This window comes from Halococcoides cellulosivorans (assembly GCF_003058365.1).
GTDB lineage: Archaea > Halobacteriota > Halobacteria > Halobacteriales > Haloarculaceae > Halococcoides > Halococcoides cellulosivorans.
In genome coordinates, this window is sequence record NZ_CP028858.1 from 1,282,923 (window position 1) to 1,298,834 (window position 15,912).

Sequence of the window (15,912 nt, forward strand, 5' to 3'; positions counted from 1 at the left end):
TCTCGGGCCCGCGACCCCAAAGGGACGTCGAAGCAGGAACTGGCCCCCGCAAGCCCCTACCGCGTCTCGACGTGACGGACTTCACAGGCGATCCCGCGCGTACTCGCAGCCATCTCGGGGCCGCTCATCGTCGCGCGCCCGACGGCGAACGCCGAGGGGCCCTCGAAGACCACTTCGTCACCCACCCGAATGGCGGGATCGGCGTCGACGACGCCCGGCGCGAGGACGCTGCCGTGCGGAACGAAATCGTCGATCGTCGCCGTGAGCGTCGGCACGTCGGCGTCGAGCCACCGCCGCGCGCCCGCGAGCGAGAGCGCGAGCGTGCCGTATTCGGGGACGACCGCCGCGAGTTGGGTGCCGTCGCTGGCGTGCGCGCGGAGTTTGGGGTGGAAACTCTGCACGGAGAGATCCTCGAAGATCGCGTCGCCCGCGCCCGCACCGAACTGGTAGTCCGCGATCGAACGAACGATCGCGTGCTGGCGGGCGCGCTTGCGATACCGCTCCTGGCCCGCGAGTGCCTCGTCCAGGCGGTCGAGCGCGCTTTGATCGCGCGGGTGGGTCTCGTCGGCGGTCCAGACGATGGGGAGATCCAGGTCCCGGGTCGCGCGCTCGACGATCGGCCGGTAATCGGCGGGCACGTGAGCGATCACGCGCTCGTACTCTTGTGCCCTGAGATACCGTTCGAGCGCGTCGGCAACGACCGCCACCTCCGTGTCGGTCCAGGATCCCGTCACGACGGTGTCGTAGTGCTGGGCGGGATAGGTCAGTTCGAGTTCCTGGGGGACGACGCCGAGCGGCGAGGTGAGCGAGACCTTGTGCGCGCGGTAGTCGATCGCGCCGCGGAACTGGCCGTGACTCGGGGAATCGCCATAGGGTTTGGTCGCAGAACAGGGAACCAGGACGGCCGTCTCGGAGAGGCGCGCCGAGAAGCGTTCAGCGACGCGCTCGGCAAACCGGCGGATCTCGACCCGTCGGAGCGTCGCGTCGCCGGTCGCGGTCATCGATGCGTTCCGGACGAGTGGGGTGCGCTGTTCGAGGTAGTCAGTGTCGTCCAGCCGTTCGATCGCCTCCGCCAGCCAGCGCGCCTGTTTGGACTGGCCTTCGAGGTAGTCGCGCAGACGCCCCTCGTGGATCCGCTGGCGAACCGTCGCGATCGCGGCGTCGAGTGCGGCGACGTTGTGTGTGACACAGTCGTCACGATCGAACGTGTCGGGCGTTGCCGATCGGCAGGCCGAACAGGCACACGGGAGATCGGTGAGGTCCTGCAGGCGGCGCGACCCCTCGACGGTGAGATACCGGCCCTGACGCCCCGCGACGACCGCGCGGTCGGCGTCGAAGAGGTCTGCGCCGGCATAGGCGAGTGTGGCGACGAGCCGTGGCGTCGCGAGCCCCGGAAGGTAGAGCGCGGTGTCCGAGGGGATCGCCTCGCGGACCGCGACGACGCGATCGACGATCGCGCGCGCATCCCTGTCGACGGCGGGCGCACCCGAGAGGACGTACGCGTCGGTGCCGCGATCCCGGGCGGTCTCGGGCGTGACGACTGCCGCCGTCGGCGCGTCGTAGTCGGCGGTCGGCTCGTCGAACGTCGTCTGGATGTCGGTGGGCGTGCCCGCCGGGAACGCCCGGTGGGGCAGGACGGTCAGCGCGTCGCTCGTTGGGTCGACCGATCGGTCGGTGACCCACTCGCTGCCCGCGTCGACGAGCGCGTCGTCGACCCGACCGGGTGTCTGGAGTGGGTCGTCCAGGCGGACGGTGCCCAGGCGTGCGGGCCCGTCGCGCCGAGTGACTTCGAAAAACTGGGTCATGCCGTCGTGTCGGGATGGGTCCTCAACACCCTTTCGGGGTGGATCGATCGACCGCGATCCAAACGCAATAGACCCCCCGGGCCGAACGGGCGGGCAATGACAGCGTGGTTTCGCGTCATGACCTACAACGTCCGGTACGACAACCCGGACGATGGCGCTCACGCCTGGCCGAATCGCCGCCGATCGGTCGCCGGAACGCTCCGGTTTCACGATCCCGCACTGATCGGCCTGCAGGAACCACTCGATCACCAACTCGACGATCTGAAAGACGATCTCTCGGGGTTCGCCTGGGTCGGCCGGCCCCGCGTCGACGGCGATCGAGACGGTGAGTACACGCCGATCGGCTACCGGACCGATCGGTTCACACTCAAAGACCACGACACGTTCTGGCTCTCCGAGACGCCCGAGGAAGCGGGCAGTCTCGGCTGGGATGCGCGTCACCCACGGATCGTCACCTGGGCACGCCTCGAAGAGGCCCGGACGGGGACGACGTTTCTCCACGCGAACACCCACTTCTCACACGACGGGCGAAAGGCCCGCATGGAGAGCGCACGCCTCGCCCTCGATCGGCTGGACGACCTGGCCGACGGCGCACCGGTCGTCCTGACGGGCGATTTCAACGCTGCGGTCGACGATCCCACCTACGACGCGCTGCTCGATGGGCCGCTCGACAACGCCATCGACCGGTCTCGCCATCCCCACCACGGGCCGAAGACGAGCGTCTCTGATTTCGAGCGACTCGTTCCGAGCCGAAAGATCGACCACGTCTTCGTCACCGAGGACGTCGACGTACGCCAGCACGGCGTCTGTGCCGATCTGCGCTCGGAGACCGCCTATCCCTCCGATCACTTGCCGGTCGTCGCGGACTGTCGGGTCCCCGAGTAGTTGGCCGGTTCGGAGACGGTCCACAGTGCGACCCCAGCGAGTCCGATCGTCACGGCCCCGACCGCGAGCACGAGATACAGCGTTCGAATCGTCGTGAACTGATAGACCGGGCCAGCGACGAGTTCTCCGATCAGCCGACCGAGTCCGATCCCGAACGCCGAGAGGACGGTCTGTGCAGTGGCGTCGATGCCCTCGGGTGAGAGGCGGTGGGCGAGTTGGACCGTCGCGTAGATCATCGAGGCCGCGCCGAACCCGACGAACACCTGCGCGAACAGCGCGGTCGGGACCGCACTCGTCAGCCCGAGCGTCGCGAAACCGACGACGAACGCCACCGCCCCGAGCACGACGGCGCGTCGGTCGTCGACGCCCTGGCGTGCCAGCGCGACGAGCAGACTCGCCTCCGCGACGGTCTTGACCAGCCACGCGACACCGGTGAGCGCCTCCCACTCAGCGATCGTCCCGAGATACACGGAGAGGTAGACGTCGCCGACGATGGCGACCGCGCCGTAGAGCGCTGCCGTCCCGAGCAAGACCGCGTACGGCGGGTGCGTCACCATCGCGATGGCCTCACGACCGATGTCGACCGAGAGGTCCGCCTCGGGCGCGGGGACGCCCCGGACGACCACGACCGTCAGCGCCATCCCGACCGCGTAGACGACGAACACCGATTGCAGCCCAAATCCAGGAACGACGACCGGGCCGAGAGTGAGCCCAGAGATTGCGATCGGGCCGAGCACGAGGCCCGTCACGACGAGGCCGCTCGCGAGCGCGCCGATCCCGTAGGCGATCGACCCGAACGCCCGGACCGTCCCGAAGGGGAGTCCACGCGAGATCACCATCGCGTTCGCCACGGGGACGATCGGTGCGCGAAACACCGAGACGATCAGCGTCGCGCCGGCGATCACCAGGAAGGTCACGGGCAGCGATTCGGCAAGTGGGCTGAGGAGTGTCGCGGACAGCGACTCGGCGGCCGGATAGACGAGTGCGGCCAGCCCCGAGACGACCGCGCCGGCGACGAGGACGGCCTTCGTGCGCCCGGTGCGATCAGCGATCACGCCCCAGACTGGCTTGGCGAGCAGGCCGCCAGCGACGAGTAACCCGCCCAGCACGCCCATCTGCGTGCCCGTGAGGCCGATCGATTCGAAGAAATCGTTTCGATACGTGAGAAAGACGTTCGCCGCGGCGAAGTAGACGAAATAGACGAGTTGATACCGACCCTGCGGACCGACCCCGGCCCAACGGCTCGCGAGCGACGACATACGGCCGGTTGATCATCGCCCGGGGAAACTGTTGCGCACCGCTCCCGAATCAACAGATCAAGACCTATATCAGCGGACGGGCCAACCCTCAAACATGGACGTCGGACTCATCATCCTCGACGGTTGGGGCATGAACACGGACTCGAACGTGCGCGACGCCGTCCGCTCGGCTGACCTGGAGAACTTCCCGCTGTACTGGAAGATTGGCGCGCAAAATCAGCTCGATCCCTCGGGTCGGCGGGTCGGCCTCCCGGACGGCCAGATGGGCAACAGCGAGGTCGGCCACCTCAACATCGGTGCCGGCCGGGTCGTCAAACAGGACACCACCCGGATCACCGACGACATCGAGGCCGGCACGTTCGTCGAGAACGAGCAGTTGGTCGCCGCGATGGACTACGCCGACGCGAACGACGGTCGCGTCCACTTCATGGGCCTGCTGAGCGACGGCGGTGTCCACTCCCGACAGACCCACCTGCACGCGCTGATCGAGATGGCGGCCGACCGTGACGTCGACGCCGTCACCCACGCCTTCATGGACGGGCGCGACACCTCACCGACCGCGGGCGCAGGCTATCTGGAGGACCTCCAGGCCGTGATCGATGCGGCCGGCACCGGTGAGGTCGCGACGATCACCGGACGATATCACGCGATGGACCGCGATCAGAACTGGGAGCGCACGGTGAAAGCCTACGATGCGATCGTCGAGCGCGAGGCCGAGTTCACGGCCGCCGATCCCGTCGTTGCGGCCGAGGACTCCTACGACCGCGACACCACCGACGAGTTCATCGAGCCGACGCTGATCGAGGATCGCCCGGCACTCTCGGACGGCGACGCGGTGATCTTCTTCAACTTCCGGTCGGATCGCGCGCGCCAGTTGACGCGCATGCTCAACGCGATCGACCCGGACTGGGAGTACGAGTTGGATCAGCCCGAGATCCACTACGTGACGATGACCGAGTACGACGAGACGTTCGACCTGCCGGTCGCGTACGCCCCGAACCAGCCCGCGAACACACTGGGCGAGGTGCTTGCCGACACGGGCCACACCCAGCTTCGCATCGCAGAGACCGAGAAGTACGCTCACGTCACCTACTTCCTCAACGGCGGGCGCGAGGTCGAGTTCGACGGCGAGATTCGCGAGATCGTCCAGAGCCCCGACGTGCCGACCTACGACCTCCAGCCCGAGATGAACGCCGAGAAACTCACCGATCGCGCGATCGACATCGTCGAATCCGACGACCCCGACGCGATGGTGCTCAACTACGCCAACCCCGACATGGTCGGCCACACCGGCGACTTCGAGGCCGCCAAGGAGGCCGTCGAGGCCGTCGACGAACAACTGGGTCGCCTGGTCGACACGCTCAAAGACGCCGGGAGTGACATCCTCATCACCGCCGATCACGGCAACGCCGACGACATGGGCACTGAGGAGGATCCCCACACCGCCCACACCACCAACCCCGTCCCGATCGTCTATCTCTCGGAGACCGGCGACGACGGCGGGCGCGACGTGCGCACGGGTGGGTCGCTGTGTGACCTCGCGCCGACGATGCTCGATCTGATGGACGTCGAGCAGCCCGAAGAGATGACCGGCGAGACGCTGCTGGAGTAGTCTCGCTACGGCGGACAGGTCTTCTCGATCAGCGCGACGAAGCGATCGATCGCATCCGAATCGTATTTCTCGACCGCGTCGACGGTCGGCCTGGCGTTGGTCTCGCCGACGACCGGCCCGTCGGGCCCGACGAGGAGGTCGACCCCGAGGAAGTCGACGTCGAGCGTCGCGGCCACGCGTTCCGCGAGGGCTCGAAGGCGCTCGTCAAGGTCGACGCCCTCCGCTCGGGCCCCACGGTGGACGTTGTGTCGCCAGCGCCGATCGTCGGGGTGCCGACGCTCGACACCCCCGACACAGGTGCCGTCGATCACCATCGCGCGGACGTCGCGGGCCTGGGGAACGAACGCCTGGAGCAGGTAGCTCTTGTCGCCGGTCGCCGCGTAGTCCTGGACGAGATCGATGTAGTCGACGATGCCCGCGAGCGTGTCGGGGTCGGGCGCACGGGTCACGCCAACGCCACGCGTCGTCGAGGTCGGCTTCACGACGACGGGATACCCGATTGCGTCGGCCGCCGCAAGCACGGCTGCGCGATCGGCGGGATTCGAGACCAGTCGTGTCGTCGGCGTCGGCAGGCCGGCCCGCTCCAGGCGGGCGTGGACGGCGGCCTTGTTCCGCGAGGTCAGCACGTCGCTCCGATCGTTGATCCAGGGTCGGTCGGCCGCCGCCGCGAGTGCCGCGCCTTCGACCACCCGTGAAGGAAAGACGAGTCCGATATCGAAGGCTGGCCAGTCCGGATCGGCCAGATCGATCACGCGGCCCGAGACCGGCAGGCCGACCACGGTGATCCCGTGATCGTCGAGGACACGGTCGAGACGCTCGAAGGTCTCGCTCTGTGTCGCCATCCCGAGCGTCGTCATACCCGTTGGGTGATCCGAGCGGCATTAAATTCCAGGATTGGGGCGACGGACCGTCGGCACGGAACCCTTTTCGGCCGTGCTGGCCTACGACCGGCAACGATGGGACTCGGCGGCTCGGATATGTACCGACAGCAGATCCTCGATCACTACAAGAACCCGCGGAACTACGGCGAACTCGACGACCCGACCTTCACCCACGAAGGCGAGAACCCGATGTGTGGCGACAATATCACGATCGACGTCGCCCTCGACGAGAGTGAGTCGACCATCGAGCGCGTCGCCTTCCACGGGGACGGTTGTGCGATCTCACAGGCGTCGGCGTCGATGCTCACCGACCGCCTGGAGGGGATGGCGATCGAGGAGTTAGAGGCGATGGACCGCGACGACGTCATCGACATGCTCGGCGTCGACATCTCGCCGATGCGGGTGAAGTGCGCGGTGCTGGCCGAGAAGGTCGCTCAGGACGGCTACGAAATCTACGCCGGCGAGAAAGACCTCGATCAGACGACGACCGAAGAGTAATGGGGTGAGCAGGGATACCGACCGGAATTTTTCTGTAGATTCAGTATTCCCGGTATGACCCAATACAGAATAGTATCCAAAAGTCATCTGACAACGATTGAAACCCTTTTGCCAAAGAATACGCCAGAATGGGTCTCCTCTAGCAGACGAGCCCCATACAGAGATTAATTCCAATAACCACTCAAATCAGAAAAAGTAAGATCTTTGGATTTTCACAGTTTCTTCCAAAGATAAATCTCCCGTTAGATAATCGTCTTTTGAATCTAGCACATCACTAGGGTTGAGAACATCATTTGGCTTGTTTTTTGATCTATAGTAATTGAGTAAAGAACCATCAACGGGAAGAGAGTCTTCCATCGAAACTGACTTGTCAACAACATCAGGACACTCCCATGATGTTTTTTCCCACGGATTCGAACCACATGGGTTGTCCGGAAGCTGAATTGGTTTTTCATCCGGGAATACCTCGTTCCGCACCGTCGCATTCAATCGGCGTCCAGGCAAATACAACCCATAATCACGATACGTCGGAGGGAATATTCCAGAGTCTGTCGACGGTTCACCATCCCATTCTGAATATGGTGATTTACTCGGTGGCATCCATCCATGTCGGAAAACCACTCTGTGGAACTGTCCATCAGCAGGTACTTTAACCTCAACTTCATCGACTTGTATCTGAAAGTTTGGCAGAATACTATCAGAGAAAACGAATTTGTCCGAGCAGGGATGATACTCTTGTTTCCAGGACGAATCCTTGTCTATTTCAGTCAGTCCACAATCATCACCATCGCTGCTAAGACCGCTCACCAGTGCCTGTGCTAAAGCGGCAGCCCCTGCGGCATAGGGGTAATTAAAACTTGCAGCTGTAATTATTGTAGACAAAGCAGCGGACCCAATACTATATCCTTTATTTTCGATTTCGTTAGATAATTCCTGAGTTAATTCCTCGACCTGATCTTCGGGTAGTTTTCCATCAGTCGGTTCGATAGAACTGTCAAATATATCGCTCCAATTCGCTCCCCCATCATATCTATCATCAGCAAATCCACCCCAACTAGCTTCTTGTTTTGTATTTTCGAATTCGTTGCGCCATAAGCTTATATTCACTCCAGATTCAGCTTTGAAACGGTGTAGTAACCCACTTACACCGGATATTTTCGCATCTCCAACTATTGTTCTCGGCTTGTCAAATCTGTTATTACTAGCAGGCCAAAACTCATTCACTGCCGTTACCAGGACAAACTTGTGCGAAATTTTAGCGTCGTTCTCATTGTGGTTGAACCCCTTGTACCCCAAGTTTGTATTCGACTGAAGCCACACGTCTTGATTGGTGAGGTCACTGTCCGACTCATCAGGGTTTCCACCGAACCGTCGATAAACCGTTTTATGTGACCGTGGAACCTCCCAGATGATGTCTGATTCAGATTGATCAGTCGCTGCTTCGACCGACGTTGATGCTGCCGTAATCGAACCCATCACCCCAGCGCCGACAGTAATATTTCTGATGAAATCCCGCCGACTCAGGTTGGTTGGATCAACCATAATTGTGAATTTACTCCAGCTTTAATAAGGTTTTCCTTGCGCGAATTATCCCTCCAAGCGAACAGTCGAAAGCTATCGTTTCTACTTATGTTATACCTTACTCGAACGTGCCGACGACGCTACTGTACTCTTCAGCGACGGCGTCCCAGTCGACCACGTCGAAGAAGGCGTCGACGAAGTCACCACGTGCGGGGCCGTAGTCGTGATAGTAGGAGTGCTCCCAGACGTCGAGCGCCAGGATGGGGTGGGCCCCCCAGAGTGCGCCCTGGTCGTGTTTGTCGACGACGACGTTGCGGAGTTGGCCAGCCTTCGAGTCGTACACCAGCAGCGCCCAGCCACCGGCAGCGGACGCGGCGGCCTCGAACTCGCCTTTCCAGCCCTCGTAGGAGCCGAAGTCTTCTTCGATGCGCTCGCGGAGCGACCCCGACGGCTCGCCGCCACCGTTCGGGGACATGTTCGTCCAGAACAGTTCGTGAAGATACGCACCACAGCCGTTGTGCGTGACCGAGCGCAGCGCGGCGCCGCTCGACGCGAAGTCGCCGTTCGCGCGGTTCTCGGCCAGCGTCTGCTCGGCCGCATCGAGGCCGTTCACGTAGCCCTGGTGGTGGGTGTCGTGATGCCAGGTCAGCACTTGCTCGCTAATCGACGGTGCGAGCGCGTCGTAGGCGTACGGAAGGTCGGGGAGTTCGGGGTGGGATCGTTCGGACATTGCAGGTCGGACCTGTAGCGGGGGCGAGAAAAAGATTGAGATGGGAAACGTTACCAGGGGCCGGACCGGCACCGGTCGGACACGATGACGGATCTGGTCGAGACGGCAGTGCCGGCCTGGATTCCAGCAGTAGGTGCATAGCGCCCGCCCACGGCCTCGATCGAGTCATCGGCGTCGCCAGACGACGATACCGACGAGGACGACGAATACGAGGCCCACGATCGCGACGGTCGCCGACCGGTGCATCCACGGATACCGGGCGACGTGCCACCAGGGATACGAGAACGCCGCACGCGACGCGGACGACGCCGAGTCCGACCGGTCGGCGCTCGCGTGGACGCCCACGATCGACCCGTCCCACGAGCTGATCGCGACAGTCCCGTTCGCGACGGCCGGTCGCGAGTAGATCGGTGCCCGGACCGTCCGCGTCCACACCATCGATCCGTTCTCGATGGCGATCAGCGAGCGATTCGCCCGCGATCCCGGATCGATCGCGCCCTCGGAGAGGCCTGCCCCGTTGTTCGTGCCGACGTACACCCGATTACCTGCCGCAGTCGCCGGGCTGAGTCCACCACCGTCGATCGGAGTGCGCCAGCGGCGATCACCGGTCGCGGCGTCGAGGGCGACGATCGCCGGGTCCGTCGAGACGTAGAGCGCGCTCCCGTCGTGGGTAAGCGCCGTCGGCCGGCCGTCGAGATCCGAGACCGCTCGACTCCAGCGCTCGTCGCCGGTCTCGGCGTCGTAGGCACCGAGTGTGTCGTCGTCGAAGACGTACACGGCCTCGCTACTGGTCGCCACGGGCGCATCCCACTCGTTCAGCTGTCGCCGCCACCGTTGCTGACCGGTCCCGGGGTCGAGCGCGGTCAGGTTCCCACGATCGGCGTGAATATCGTCGGACCGCACGATCAGCGAGTTACCGGCGACTCGCGGACGCGTATCGGGATGGGGCCCGCCAGGTTTGTGCCATCGAATCGATCCGGTCTCGACGTCGAGTGCGTACAGGCCCGACTGATCGACGTAGGCCACCCCGAACGCGACCGTCGGCGGGGCCACGCCGGTCGCCCACCCCTCCGTGAGTTCACGCTCCCACCGTCGGTCGCCAGTCTGCGCATCGACCGCGATGGTGTGCGCCCCATTGAGCATGATGGCGACGACTCCCGACCCGACACCTGGCTCGATCGACATCGAGGGTGTCGATCGGTTCCACCGCTCGGCGCCGGTCTCGGCGTCGACGGCCACGACCGACGCGGTACTCCGCGCGTAGAACCGCTCGCCGTCGGTGACGGGGGCCGTCCCGGACGGCGATCCGAGGAACTGCTGCCACCGCTCGGTCCCGGGGGCGCCCCTCGCAGCGATGCGGCGTCGCCGGGTGTCGGTCCGGCCGCGACCGTCCGTGATCGCGAGGCGAACCGTCTGGCTGCCGACCGCTGGCGGGTCGACCGTGATGGTCGACTCGTCGGTCGCGCGCTGCTCGCCGTCGACCCACCACGTCGTGCGTTCGATCGTACTCCCCGGCGTGAGCGACTCGGTCGCCGAAACGCGAATCTCCTCGCCCGATCGATCGACGGTCATGCGGGCGTCCGGCCATCGGGGGCCGGAGTCGTTCGACCGGACCGTCGAGTCGGCCGGCGAGACGCTCAAAGAGTGCCACTGGATCGATAGATTCGACCCGTTCAATTCGATCGGGGTATCGCTATCGGGGTCGAAGTCGGTCCGTTTCGCGTGGATCCTCCCGGTCTCACGATCGAGAGCGAGCAGTTGGTCGGCTTCCTGCGTGTAGAACCCGGTGAACACGAACAGTTCTCGCGGACCGAGTGCCAATGGATCGTATCCGACGTCCGTCGCGTTCGTTCGCCATCGAGTCCGGCCGGTGGCCCGATCGAGCGCGACGACCGAATCGCTCTCGGAGGCATAGTCGGCCGGAATCGTGGCGTAAATCGTCTCGTTGGCGAGGATCATGTTGAACCCCCCAATTCGGTCACGGTGCCACTCGACGACGCCCGTGTCGATGTCGACCGCTTGAATCGAGTCGCTCTGGAGGAACAGTCGCCCGTTCGAGACGGCCGTCTCGTGGATGCCCTCCCGTCTGAACGCCGACTGCCACTCGATCGATCCATCGACCGCGTCGAGAGCGGTCACGCGATCTTGTGTGAGATCGCGTTCGGGCACCCGCAAACACCCGAGTGTGGAGACGAGAACCGTTCCGTTTCCGACGTGTGTCGTCTGGACGCAGGCACCCCGCAGGTCCGTCGTCCACTGAATCCGACCGGTCTGAGCGTCGATCGCGTAACTGGTGAGGTTCCGCCCGTCGGGCCCCGGGGTCTGTGCCGTCACGTACAGCGACCCGTACGCTTCCTCGATCGCCGTCGGGTCCTGACCGTCGAGGGCGACCCGCCACCGTTCGCGGCCGCCCTCGCGGTCGAGCGCGCGGACCGTTCCGTTGTCGTCGACCACGTAGATCGCCGCGTCAGTTCGAACCCCGACCGATTCGTTCGGTCCGATCGACGGACCCGCCCCGCCGTCGAGTTCGCCGCCAGCGGTACCGTCGTGGGCACTGTCAGCACTAGCGGTTCCCACAGTACCACCGATCACGAGCAGTGCCACCGTGACGAGAACTACGAGGACTGCGATCCGTACGATCGACGAAGACGACCGCTGAACGGGCCTATCGAAATCGAACGATAACGCAGCATTCATACGTCGATGGGGTCGTTCGTCTCGACTATCGACGAACTGATGAATAGTCCTTTCGTTTCGCCAGGGAGATCACTCGTCACCACGCGCCCGTTCGAACGTCGCGAGCGCACGCTCGCGGGCATCAGCGTGATCGACGATCGGGTCGGGATACGCGGTGTCGATCCGATCGCGCGTCGACTGATCCAGGTCGGGCCATTCGTGGATCGTCTCGGTCGAGACCTCACGGAGTTCGGGGACGTACTCGCGGACGTACTCGCCGTCTGGATCGTGGCGTTCACACTGCGTCGTCGGGTTGAAGATCCGGAAGTACGGCTGGGCGTCCGTTCCCGTCGAGGCCGCCCACTGCCAGCCACCGTTGTCGTTGGCGGTATCGTGGTCGATCAGGCGCTCGCGGAACCACTGGTAGCCCTCGTACCAGTCGATGAGGAGGTCTTTGGTGAGAAACGCGGCGACGATCATGCGCACGCGATTGTGCATCCACCCCTCGGCGAGGAGTTGGCGCATCCCTGCGTCGACGATCGGATAGCCCGTTTCGCCGTGTTTCCAGGCTTCCAGGCCGTCGGAGTCCTCACGCCACATGATGGGGCGGGCGTATTCTTTGAAGTTCTCGGTGACGACTGACGGCTCGAAATACAGGACGTGCCGATAGAACTCCCGCCAGGCGAGTTGATCCTGAAACTCGAAGACACTCTCCTCGGCGTCCCCGTCGGGCGCGGCCGCGCGGGCCTCCTCGGTTTCCCGGTAGACCTCCCGGGGGCCGATCAGGCCGAAGGCGAGATACGGCGAGAGCCGTGAGGATCCGTCCCCGGCCGGATAGTCACGCGCGTCGGCGTATTCGTAGATCGGCCCATCACAGAACGTCGCGAGGCGGTCGCGAGCGGCGCGCTCGGTCGCGGCCGGGACCTCGGCGTCGGGGGGCTCCAGATCTAGCGCGTCACGAGTGGGCATCTCCCCGTCGGCATCGACGAACCGGTCCGCATCTGGGGCCGCATGAGGGTCTTCGACCGGCCGATCGTGCCACTTCTTCGAGAAGTAGGTGAACACCTGATAGGGGTCGCCGTCGTTTGTCGTGATCGTCCCGGGGGCCTGCAGGAGGTCGTCTTCGACCGCCTCGCGGTCGATCCCACGCTCGTCCAGCGCGCGGCGAACGGCCGCGTCACGCTCGCGGGCGAGGCCGGAGTGGCCCCTGGCCCACGTCACCAGGTCGGCGTCGTGGGTCGAGGCGAGACGGGGGACGAGCGTCCGCGGATCGCCCCGTTCGACCAGGAGTGTGCCGCCGTGTTCACGATAGGTCTTGCGCAGCGAGGCGACGGCGTCGTACAGGAAGCGTAGCCGGGCGGCACCGGCGTAGTCCATCAATTCTGGATCGAAGACGAACAGCCCCAGGAACGGTCCGTCGTCGGCCGCGAGCGCGGCGTTGTCGTCGACTCGGAGGTCGTCGCGATGCCAGTGGATGCGCATAGCCAGGTCGGCGGGCCGGCCGACAATAATCGCTTGGGCTGGTCAGGGATCGTCGACTCCGGCCCCACCAACCTGCCCTAGATGCGCTGTTCGGCGTCCTCAGCGAGTTCTTTCATGCGTTTGCCCACCCGACCCGCCTCGGAGAATTCGTCGTCACTCATCGCGTTCGCCAGCGCGTTCCCGAGGACGAACACGGCGTGTTTGTGCTCGCTTTTCGATTTGTGAACGTCGTCGGGCGTCACGTCGATGTCGCGGTACGGGTCGAACAGACTCGACGGAATGTCGTCCTGTCGATCGAAATACCCCATAATAGTGACCATATTGCCGTGGAGTTCGAGAAGCTCGTCTTTGTGCATCGTTGAATTCGATACGGCCGAGAAGACATTAAACGTTGTTCGAGAAGGGTTCGCAGACCGGAACGACCGACCGGTGAGGAACGCGCGAACCAGTTAGAAGACGTACTCGTCGTCGTGCCCCATCATCCCGTCCTCTTCGAGGCCCGGTTCCTCCTCGTCGTCCATCGGCCCGCTGGTCTTGTACGCTTTGAGCCCCGTCGAGAGGAGGTCCTCGATAGCCTCCTCACGATTGACGAACTCCCCTTGTTCCACCAGTTGGGCGATCTGCATTTCGAGATGTTCGGGGATGGTGATTTCGACTTTCGGCATCGGATAGTTCCCCGTTCGACTCTTGGTCCTTAAGGCTAACGGGGATGGTACCACGAGCGATACCAGCTACGCCGGTCGACGAATCGAGTCGTGGACGAAAACGACGACCGACCGGTCACCCGCCTCGTCGAGGTCGTGGTGAGTGCCCCGGTAGTCCTCACCGAGTCGACCACGGAGATCGTTTTGCAGACTGGTCGTCGTGATCACGATCGGTGGCGGTGTGTCCCCGACGGCCGAGACGCTCCGGACACTCGCGAGGTCGGCGTTGGACTGTTCGGTGTACCAGGGCAACGGCATCCGGGCGTGCCACGCGCCCGTCGCCGGCGGCAGGTCGACCCGCGATTCGTCCATCTGGAGGCTACTCCCGACGAAGAGGACGTCCGGGCCCGCACGGTCCGCACTCGCCACGCGATCGATGGCGTCCGTGACGGTCCGGAGTTCGCCCGGCGGTTGGGCGTAGTAGACGATTTCGTGGCCCGTCTCGCCGTGGGCGCTGTCGTGGGGGGCGACGTAGCTGGTCTGGACGACGATCGCACCCATCCAGACCGCCGCCCCGACGAGCACGAAGGCGAGACCGACGGTCGCGACCGATCGCGTCACCGACTGGTCGTCGGCGGTCGCGCGTCGCTCATCGAGTGCCCGAATCGCCCGGCCGGTCGCCGCGATACCGACCGCCGCGGGCACCGCCAGCGGGACGATCGCATGCACCGTCGACCACGGCACGGGCAGGTTGTTCGCGAGGGGATAGCCGAGTGTGGCCGCGCCCGCACAGAACGCATAGAAGGTCACGATCGGACGCGAGGGCTCTCGATACCGATCGATCAGCGCGCCGATGGCCCCGAACACGGTGACGACCGTCGCGCCGGTCAGCATCGTCTTGAACGTATCGACGAGATAGGGGAGATACGCGTGCTCCTGGATCCCGCCGAGCACCCAGTAGTCGATGGCGTCGAGAAACGCCTGGCCGGTCGCCGCCCACAGCACCGCCGGGAGCGTCAGAAACTCACCGGTGAGTGCGGCCCAGAGTCCGATCTCCTGGCCGGGGCCCGCCCGGGGCGCGTAAAAAAAGACGATCATCGCGACGGCGAGTACGGCAGCGACGACGCCGTGATGAAACCAGAAATCGAGGTCGGCAAGTCGACCCTCTCCAGCGTCGTCCGAGGTGTGGGCCGTGCCCGCTGCGGCCGGCCAGAGCGTCGACCGGACCGTCCGAGAGACCCACCACGATCGTCCCGCTTCGAGCATCCGCGTGTCCGCGACGAACACCAGACCGCCGACGATCGTGATGATCCAGAGGAGGAAACTCTCCTTGGTCGAGGCCGCGACACCCAGACTCAGACCTGCGCCGTAGAGGTACCGGGGATCGCGGGTGTCCATCGTCCGGACGACCAGGCCGACCGCGACGAAGATCAGCGCCGCGAGTGGGAGGTCCTTGCGCATGAACCGCGAGTAATAGAACAAGACGGGGTTTGCCGCGAGCAGCGCCGCCAGCGCGACGAGTTCGCCGTCACTCAGATGCTCACGGTACAGCCACGCCGCCACCGGCAACAGGCCGCCCATCAGCGCGGGCACGAGCCTGGCCGTCGCGTCCGAGACGCCGAACAGGTCGAAGACGAGCGGGTTCACGCGGACGTAAAACGGGCCGTGAAGGATGGGACGATAGCTCCAGGATCCGTTCTCCATGAATCGGAGCACCCAGTAGCCGAACCAGGCTTCGTCGTAGTAGAACACCCGAAAGCCCAGTGCGATCAGCCGAACGGTGACCGCGAGCAGTGCGATCAGAACGATCACCGAGAGCACCGGTCGGTCGCGAATGCGATCCGGGAGCCAGTCCCACCCAGGTGGCGTGTCCATCACTCACAACGTGGCCAATATCGGTCAAATGTCTTCTGTTATAC

The 15,912-nt window shown here is 64.3% G+C and carries 13 protein-coding genes; 3 read left to right on the forward strand and 10 right to left on the reverse strand.

The genetic code is table 11. From position 1 onward, the window contains the following. Positions 1-56 precede the first annotated feature (56 nt). Complete coding sequence (arcS, locus tag HARCEL1_RS06355) at positions 57-1,805, reverse strand: archaeosine synthase subunit alpha (RefSeq protein WP_108381717.1); 1,749 nt, start codon at positions 1,803-1,805, stop codon at positions 57-59. 96 nt (positions 1,806-1,901) lie between these two features. Here arcS and HARCEL1_RS06360 point away from each other — a divergent pair, with 96 nt between their 5' ends. Beyond that, positions 1,902-2,690, forward strand: coding sequence for an endonuclease/exonuclease/phosphatase family protein (locus HARCEL1_RS06360; RefSeq protein WP_108381718.1), 789 nt, complete (start codon positions 1,902-1,904; stop codon positions 2,688-2,690). Here the strand turns inward: HARCEL1_RS06360 and HARCEL1_RS06365 are convergent. Continuing rightward, positions 2,651-3,949 carry an MFS transporter gene (locus HARCEL1_RS06365; RefSeq protein WP_108381719.1) on the reverse strand — a complete coding sequence of 433 codons (1,299 nt, stop codon included), beginning with the start codon at positions 3,947-3,949 and terminating at the stop codon, positions 2,651-2,653. The two genes, HARCEL1_RS06360 and HARCEL1_RS06365, sit on opposite strands and share 40 nt — an antisense overlap. Positions 3,950-4,043: 94 nt before the next feature. Here HARCEL1_RS06365 and gpmI point away from each other — a divergent pair, with 94 nt between their 5' ends. Beyond that, positions 4,044-5,561, forward strand: coding sequence for a 2,3-bisphosphoglycerate-independent phosphoglycerate mutase (gpmI, locus tag HARCEL1_RS06370; protein WP_108381720.1), 1,518 nt, complete (start codon positions 4,044-4,046; stop codon positions 5,559-5,561). 5 nt (positions 5,562-5,566) lie between these two features. On the opposite strand, the gene HARCEL1_RS06375 is transcribed toward gpmI, so the two are convergent. Then, on the reverse strand, positions 5,567-6,418 hold the full coding sequence (locus HARCEL1_RS06375; RefSeq protein ID WP_108381721.1) for an ATP-grasp domain-containing protein: 852 nt from the start codon (positions 6,416-6,418) through the stop codon (positions 5,567-5,569). A 99-nt stretch (positions 6,419-6,517) separates the two neighbouring features. Here HARCEL1_RS06375 and sufU point away from each other — a divergent pair, with 99 nt between their 5' ends. Next, positions 6,518-6,940: a Fe-S cluster assembly sulfur transfer protein SufU gene (sufU, locus tag HARCEL1_RS06380; RefSeq protein ID WP_108381722.1), complete on the forward strand. Its 423-nt coding sequence runs from the start codon at positions 6,518-6,520 to the stop codon at positions 6,938-6,940. 186 nt (positions 6,941-7,126) lie between these two features. Here the strand turns inward: sufU and HARCEL1_RS06385 are convergent, their stop codons facing one another. From HARCEL1_RS06385 to HARCEL1_RS06415, 7 genes are all read right to left on the reverse strand, one after another. Continuing rightward, entirely contained in the window at positions 7,127-8,482 is a 1,356-nt protein-coding gene (locus tag HARCEL1_RS06385) for a twin-arginine translocation signal domain-containing protein (protein WP_108381723.1), read from the reverse strand. 97 nt (positions 8,483-8,579) lie between these two features. Next, positions 8,580-9,191, reverse strand: coding sequence for a superoxide dismutase (gene sod, locus HARCEL1_RS06390; protein ID WP_108381724.1), 612 nt, complete (start codon positions 9,189-9,191; stop codon positions 8,580-8,582). Between the two features lie 165 nt (positions 9,192-9,356). Beyond that, the gene (locus HARCEL1_RS06395; RefSeq protein ID WP_159077045.1) at positions 9,357-11,768 is read right to left on the reverse strand and encodes an outer membrane protein assembly factor BamB family protein; all 2,412 of its coding nucleotides are present in this window, start codon (positions 11,766-11,768) and stop codon (positions 9,357-9,359) included. 189 nt (positions 11,769-11,957) lie between these two features. After that, positions 11,958-13,349: a cryptochrome/photolyase family protein gene (locus HARCEL1_RS06400; protein ID WP_108381726.1), complete on the reverse strand. Its 1,392-nt coding sequence runs from the start codon at positions 13,347-13,349 to the stop codon at positions 11,958-11,960. A gap of 77 nt (positions 13,350-13,426) precedes the next feature. Continuing rightward, on the reverse strand, positions 13,427-13,705 hold the full coding sequence (locus HARCEL1_RS06405; protein WP_108381727.1) for a UPF0058 family protein: 279 nt from the start codon (positions 13,703-13,705) through the stop codon (positions 13,427-13,429). 93 nt (positions 13,706-13,798) lie between these two features. Continuing rightward, positions 13,799-14,014, reverse strand: a complete 216-nt coding sequence (locus HARCEL1_RS06410; RefSeq protein ID WP_108381728.1) for a ribbon-helix-helix domain-containing protein — start codon at positions 14,012-14,014, stop codon at positions 13,799-13,801. Positions 14,015-14,080: 66 nt separating this feature from the next. Next, positions 14,081-15,868 (reverse strand): flippase activity-associated protein Agl23, encoded by a 1,788-nt coding sequence (locus tag HARCEL1_RS06415; RefSeq protein WP_108381729.1) that lies wholly within the window; start codon positions 15,866-15,868, stop codon positions 14,081-14,083. Between the last annotated feature and the right edge of the window lie 44 nt (positions 15,869-15,912).

What these genes read in the sequence shown, in the direction of transcription:
- sod (WP_108381724.1), bottom strand. Translation starts at nt 9,191, where the DNA reads ATGTCCGAACGATCCCACCCCGAACTCCCCGACCTTCCGTACGCCTAC.
- sufU (WP_108381722.1), top strand. Translation starts at nt 6,518, where the DNA reads ATGGGACTCGGCGGCTCGGATATGTACCGACAGCAGATCCTCGATCAC.
- HARCEL1_RS06375 (WP_108381721.1), bottom strand. Translation starts at nt 6,418, where the DNA reads ATGACGACGCTCGGGATGGCGACACAGAGCGAGACCTTCGAGCGTCTC.
- HARCEL1_RS06360 (WP_108381718.1), top strand. Translation starts at nt 1,902, where the DNA reads ATGACAGCGTGGTTTCGCGTCATGACCTACAACGTCCGGTACGACAAC.
- HARCEL1_RS06415 (WP_108381729.1), bottom strand. Translation starts at nt 15,868, where the DNA reads ATGGACACGCCACCTGGGTGGGACTGGCTCCCGGATCGCATTCGCGAC.
- HARCEL1_RS06400 (WP_108381726.1), bottom strand. Translation starts at nt 13,349, where the DNA reads ATGCGCATCCACTGGCATCGCGACGACCTCCGAGTCGACGACAACGCC.
- HARCEL1_RS06385 (WP_108381723.1), bottom strand. Translation starts at nt 8,482, where the DNA reads ATGGTTGATCCAACCAACCTGAGTCGGCGGGATTTCATCAGAAATATT.
- HARCEL1_RS06405 (WP_108381727.1), bottom strand. Translation starts at nt 13,705, where the DNA reads ATGCACAAAGACGAGCTTCTCGAACTCCACGGCAATATGGTCACTATT.
- arcS (WP_108381717.1), bottom strand. Translation starts at nt 1,805, where the DNA reads ATGACCCAGTTTTTCGAAGTCACTCGGCGCGACGGGCCCGCACGCCTG.
- HARCEL1_RS06410 (WP_108381728.1), bottom strand. Translation starts at nt 14,014, where the DNA reads ATGCCGAAAGTCGAAATCACCATCCCCGAACATCTCGAAATGCAGATC.
- HARCEL1_RS06365 (WP_108381719.1), bottom strand. Translation starts at nt 3,949, where the DNA reads ATGTCGTCGCTCGCGAGCCGTTGGGCCGGGGTCGGTCCGCAGGGTCGG.
- gpmI (WP_108381720.1), top strand. Translation starts at nt 4,044, where the DNA reads ATGGACGTCGGACTCATCATCCTCGACGGTTGGGGCATGAACACGGAC.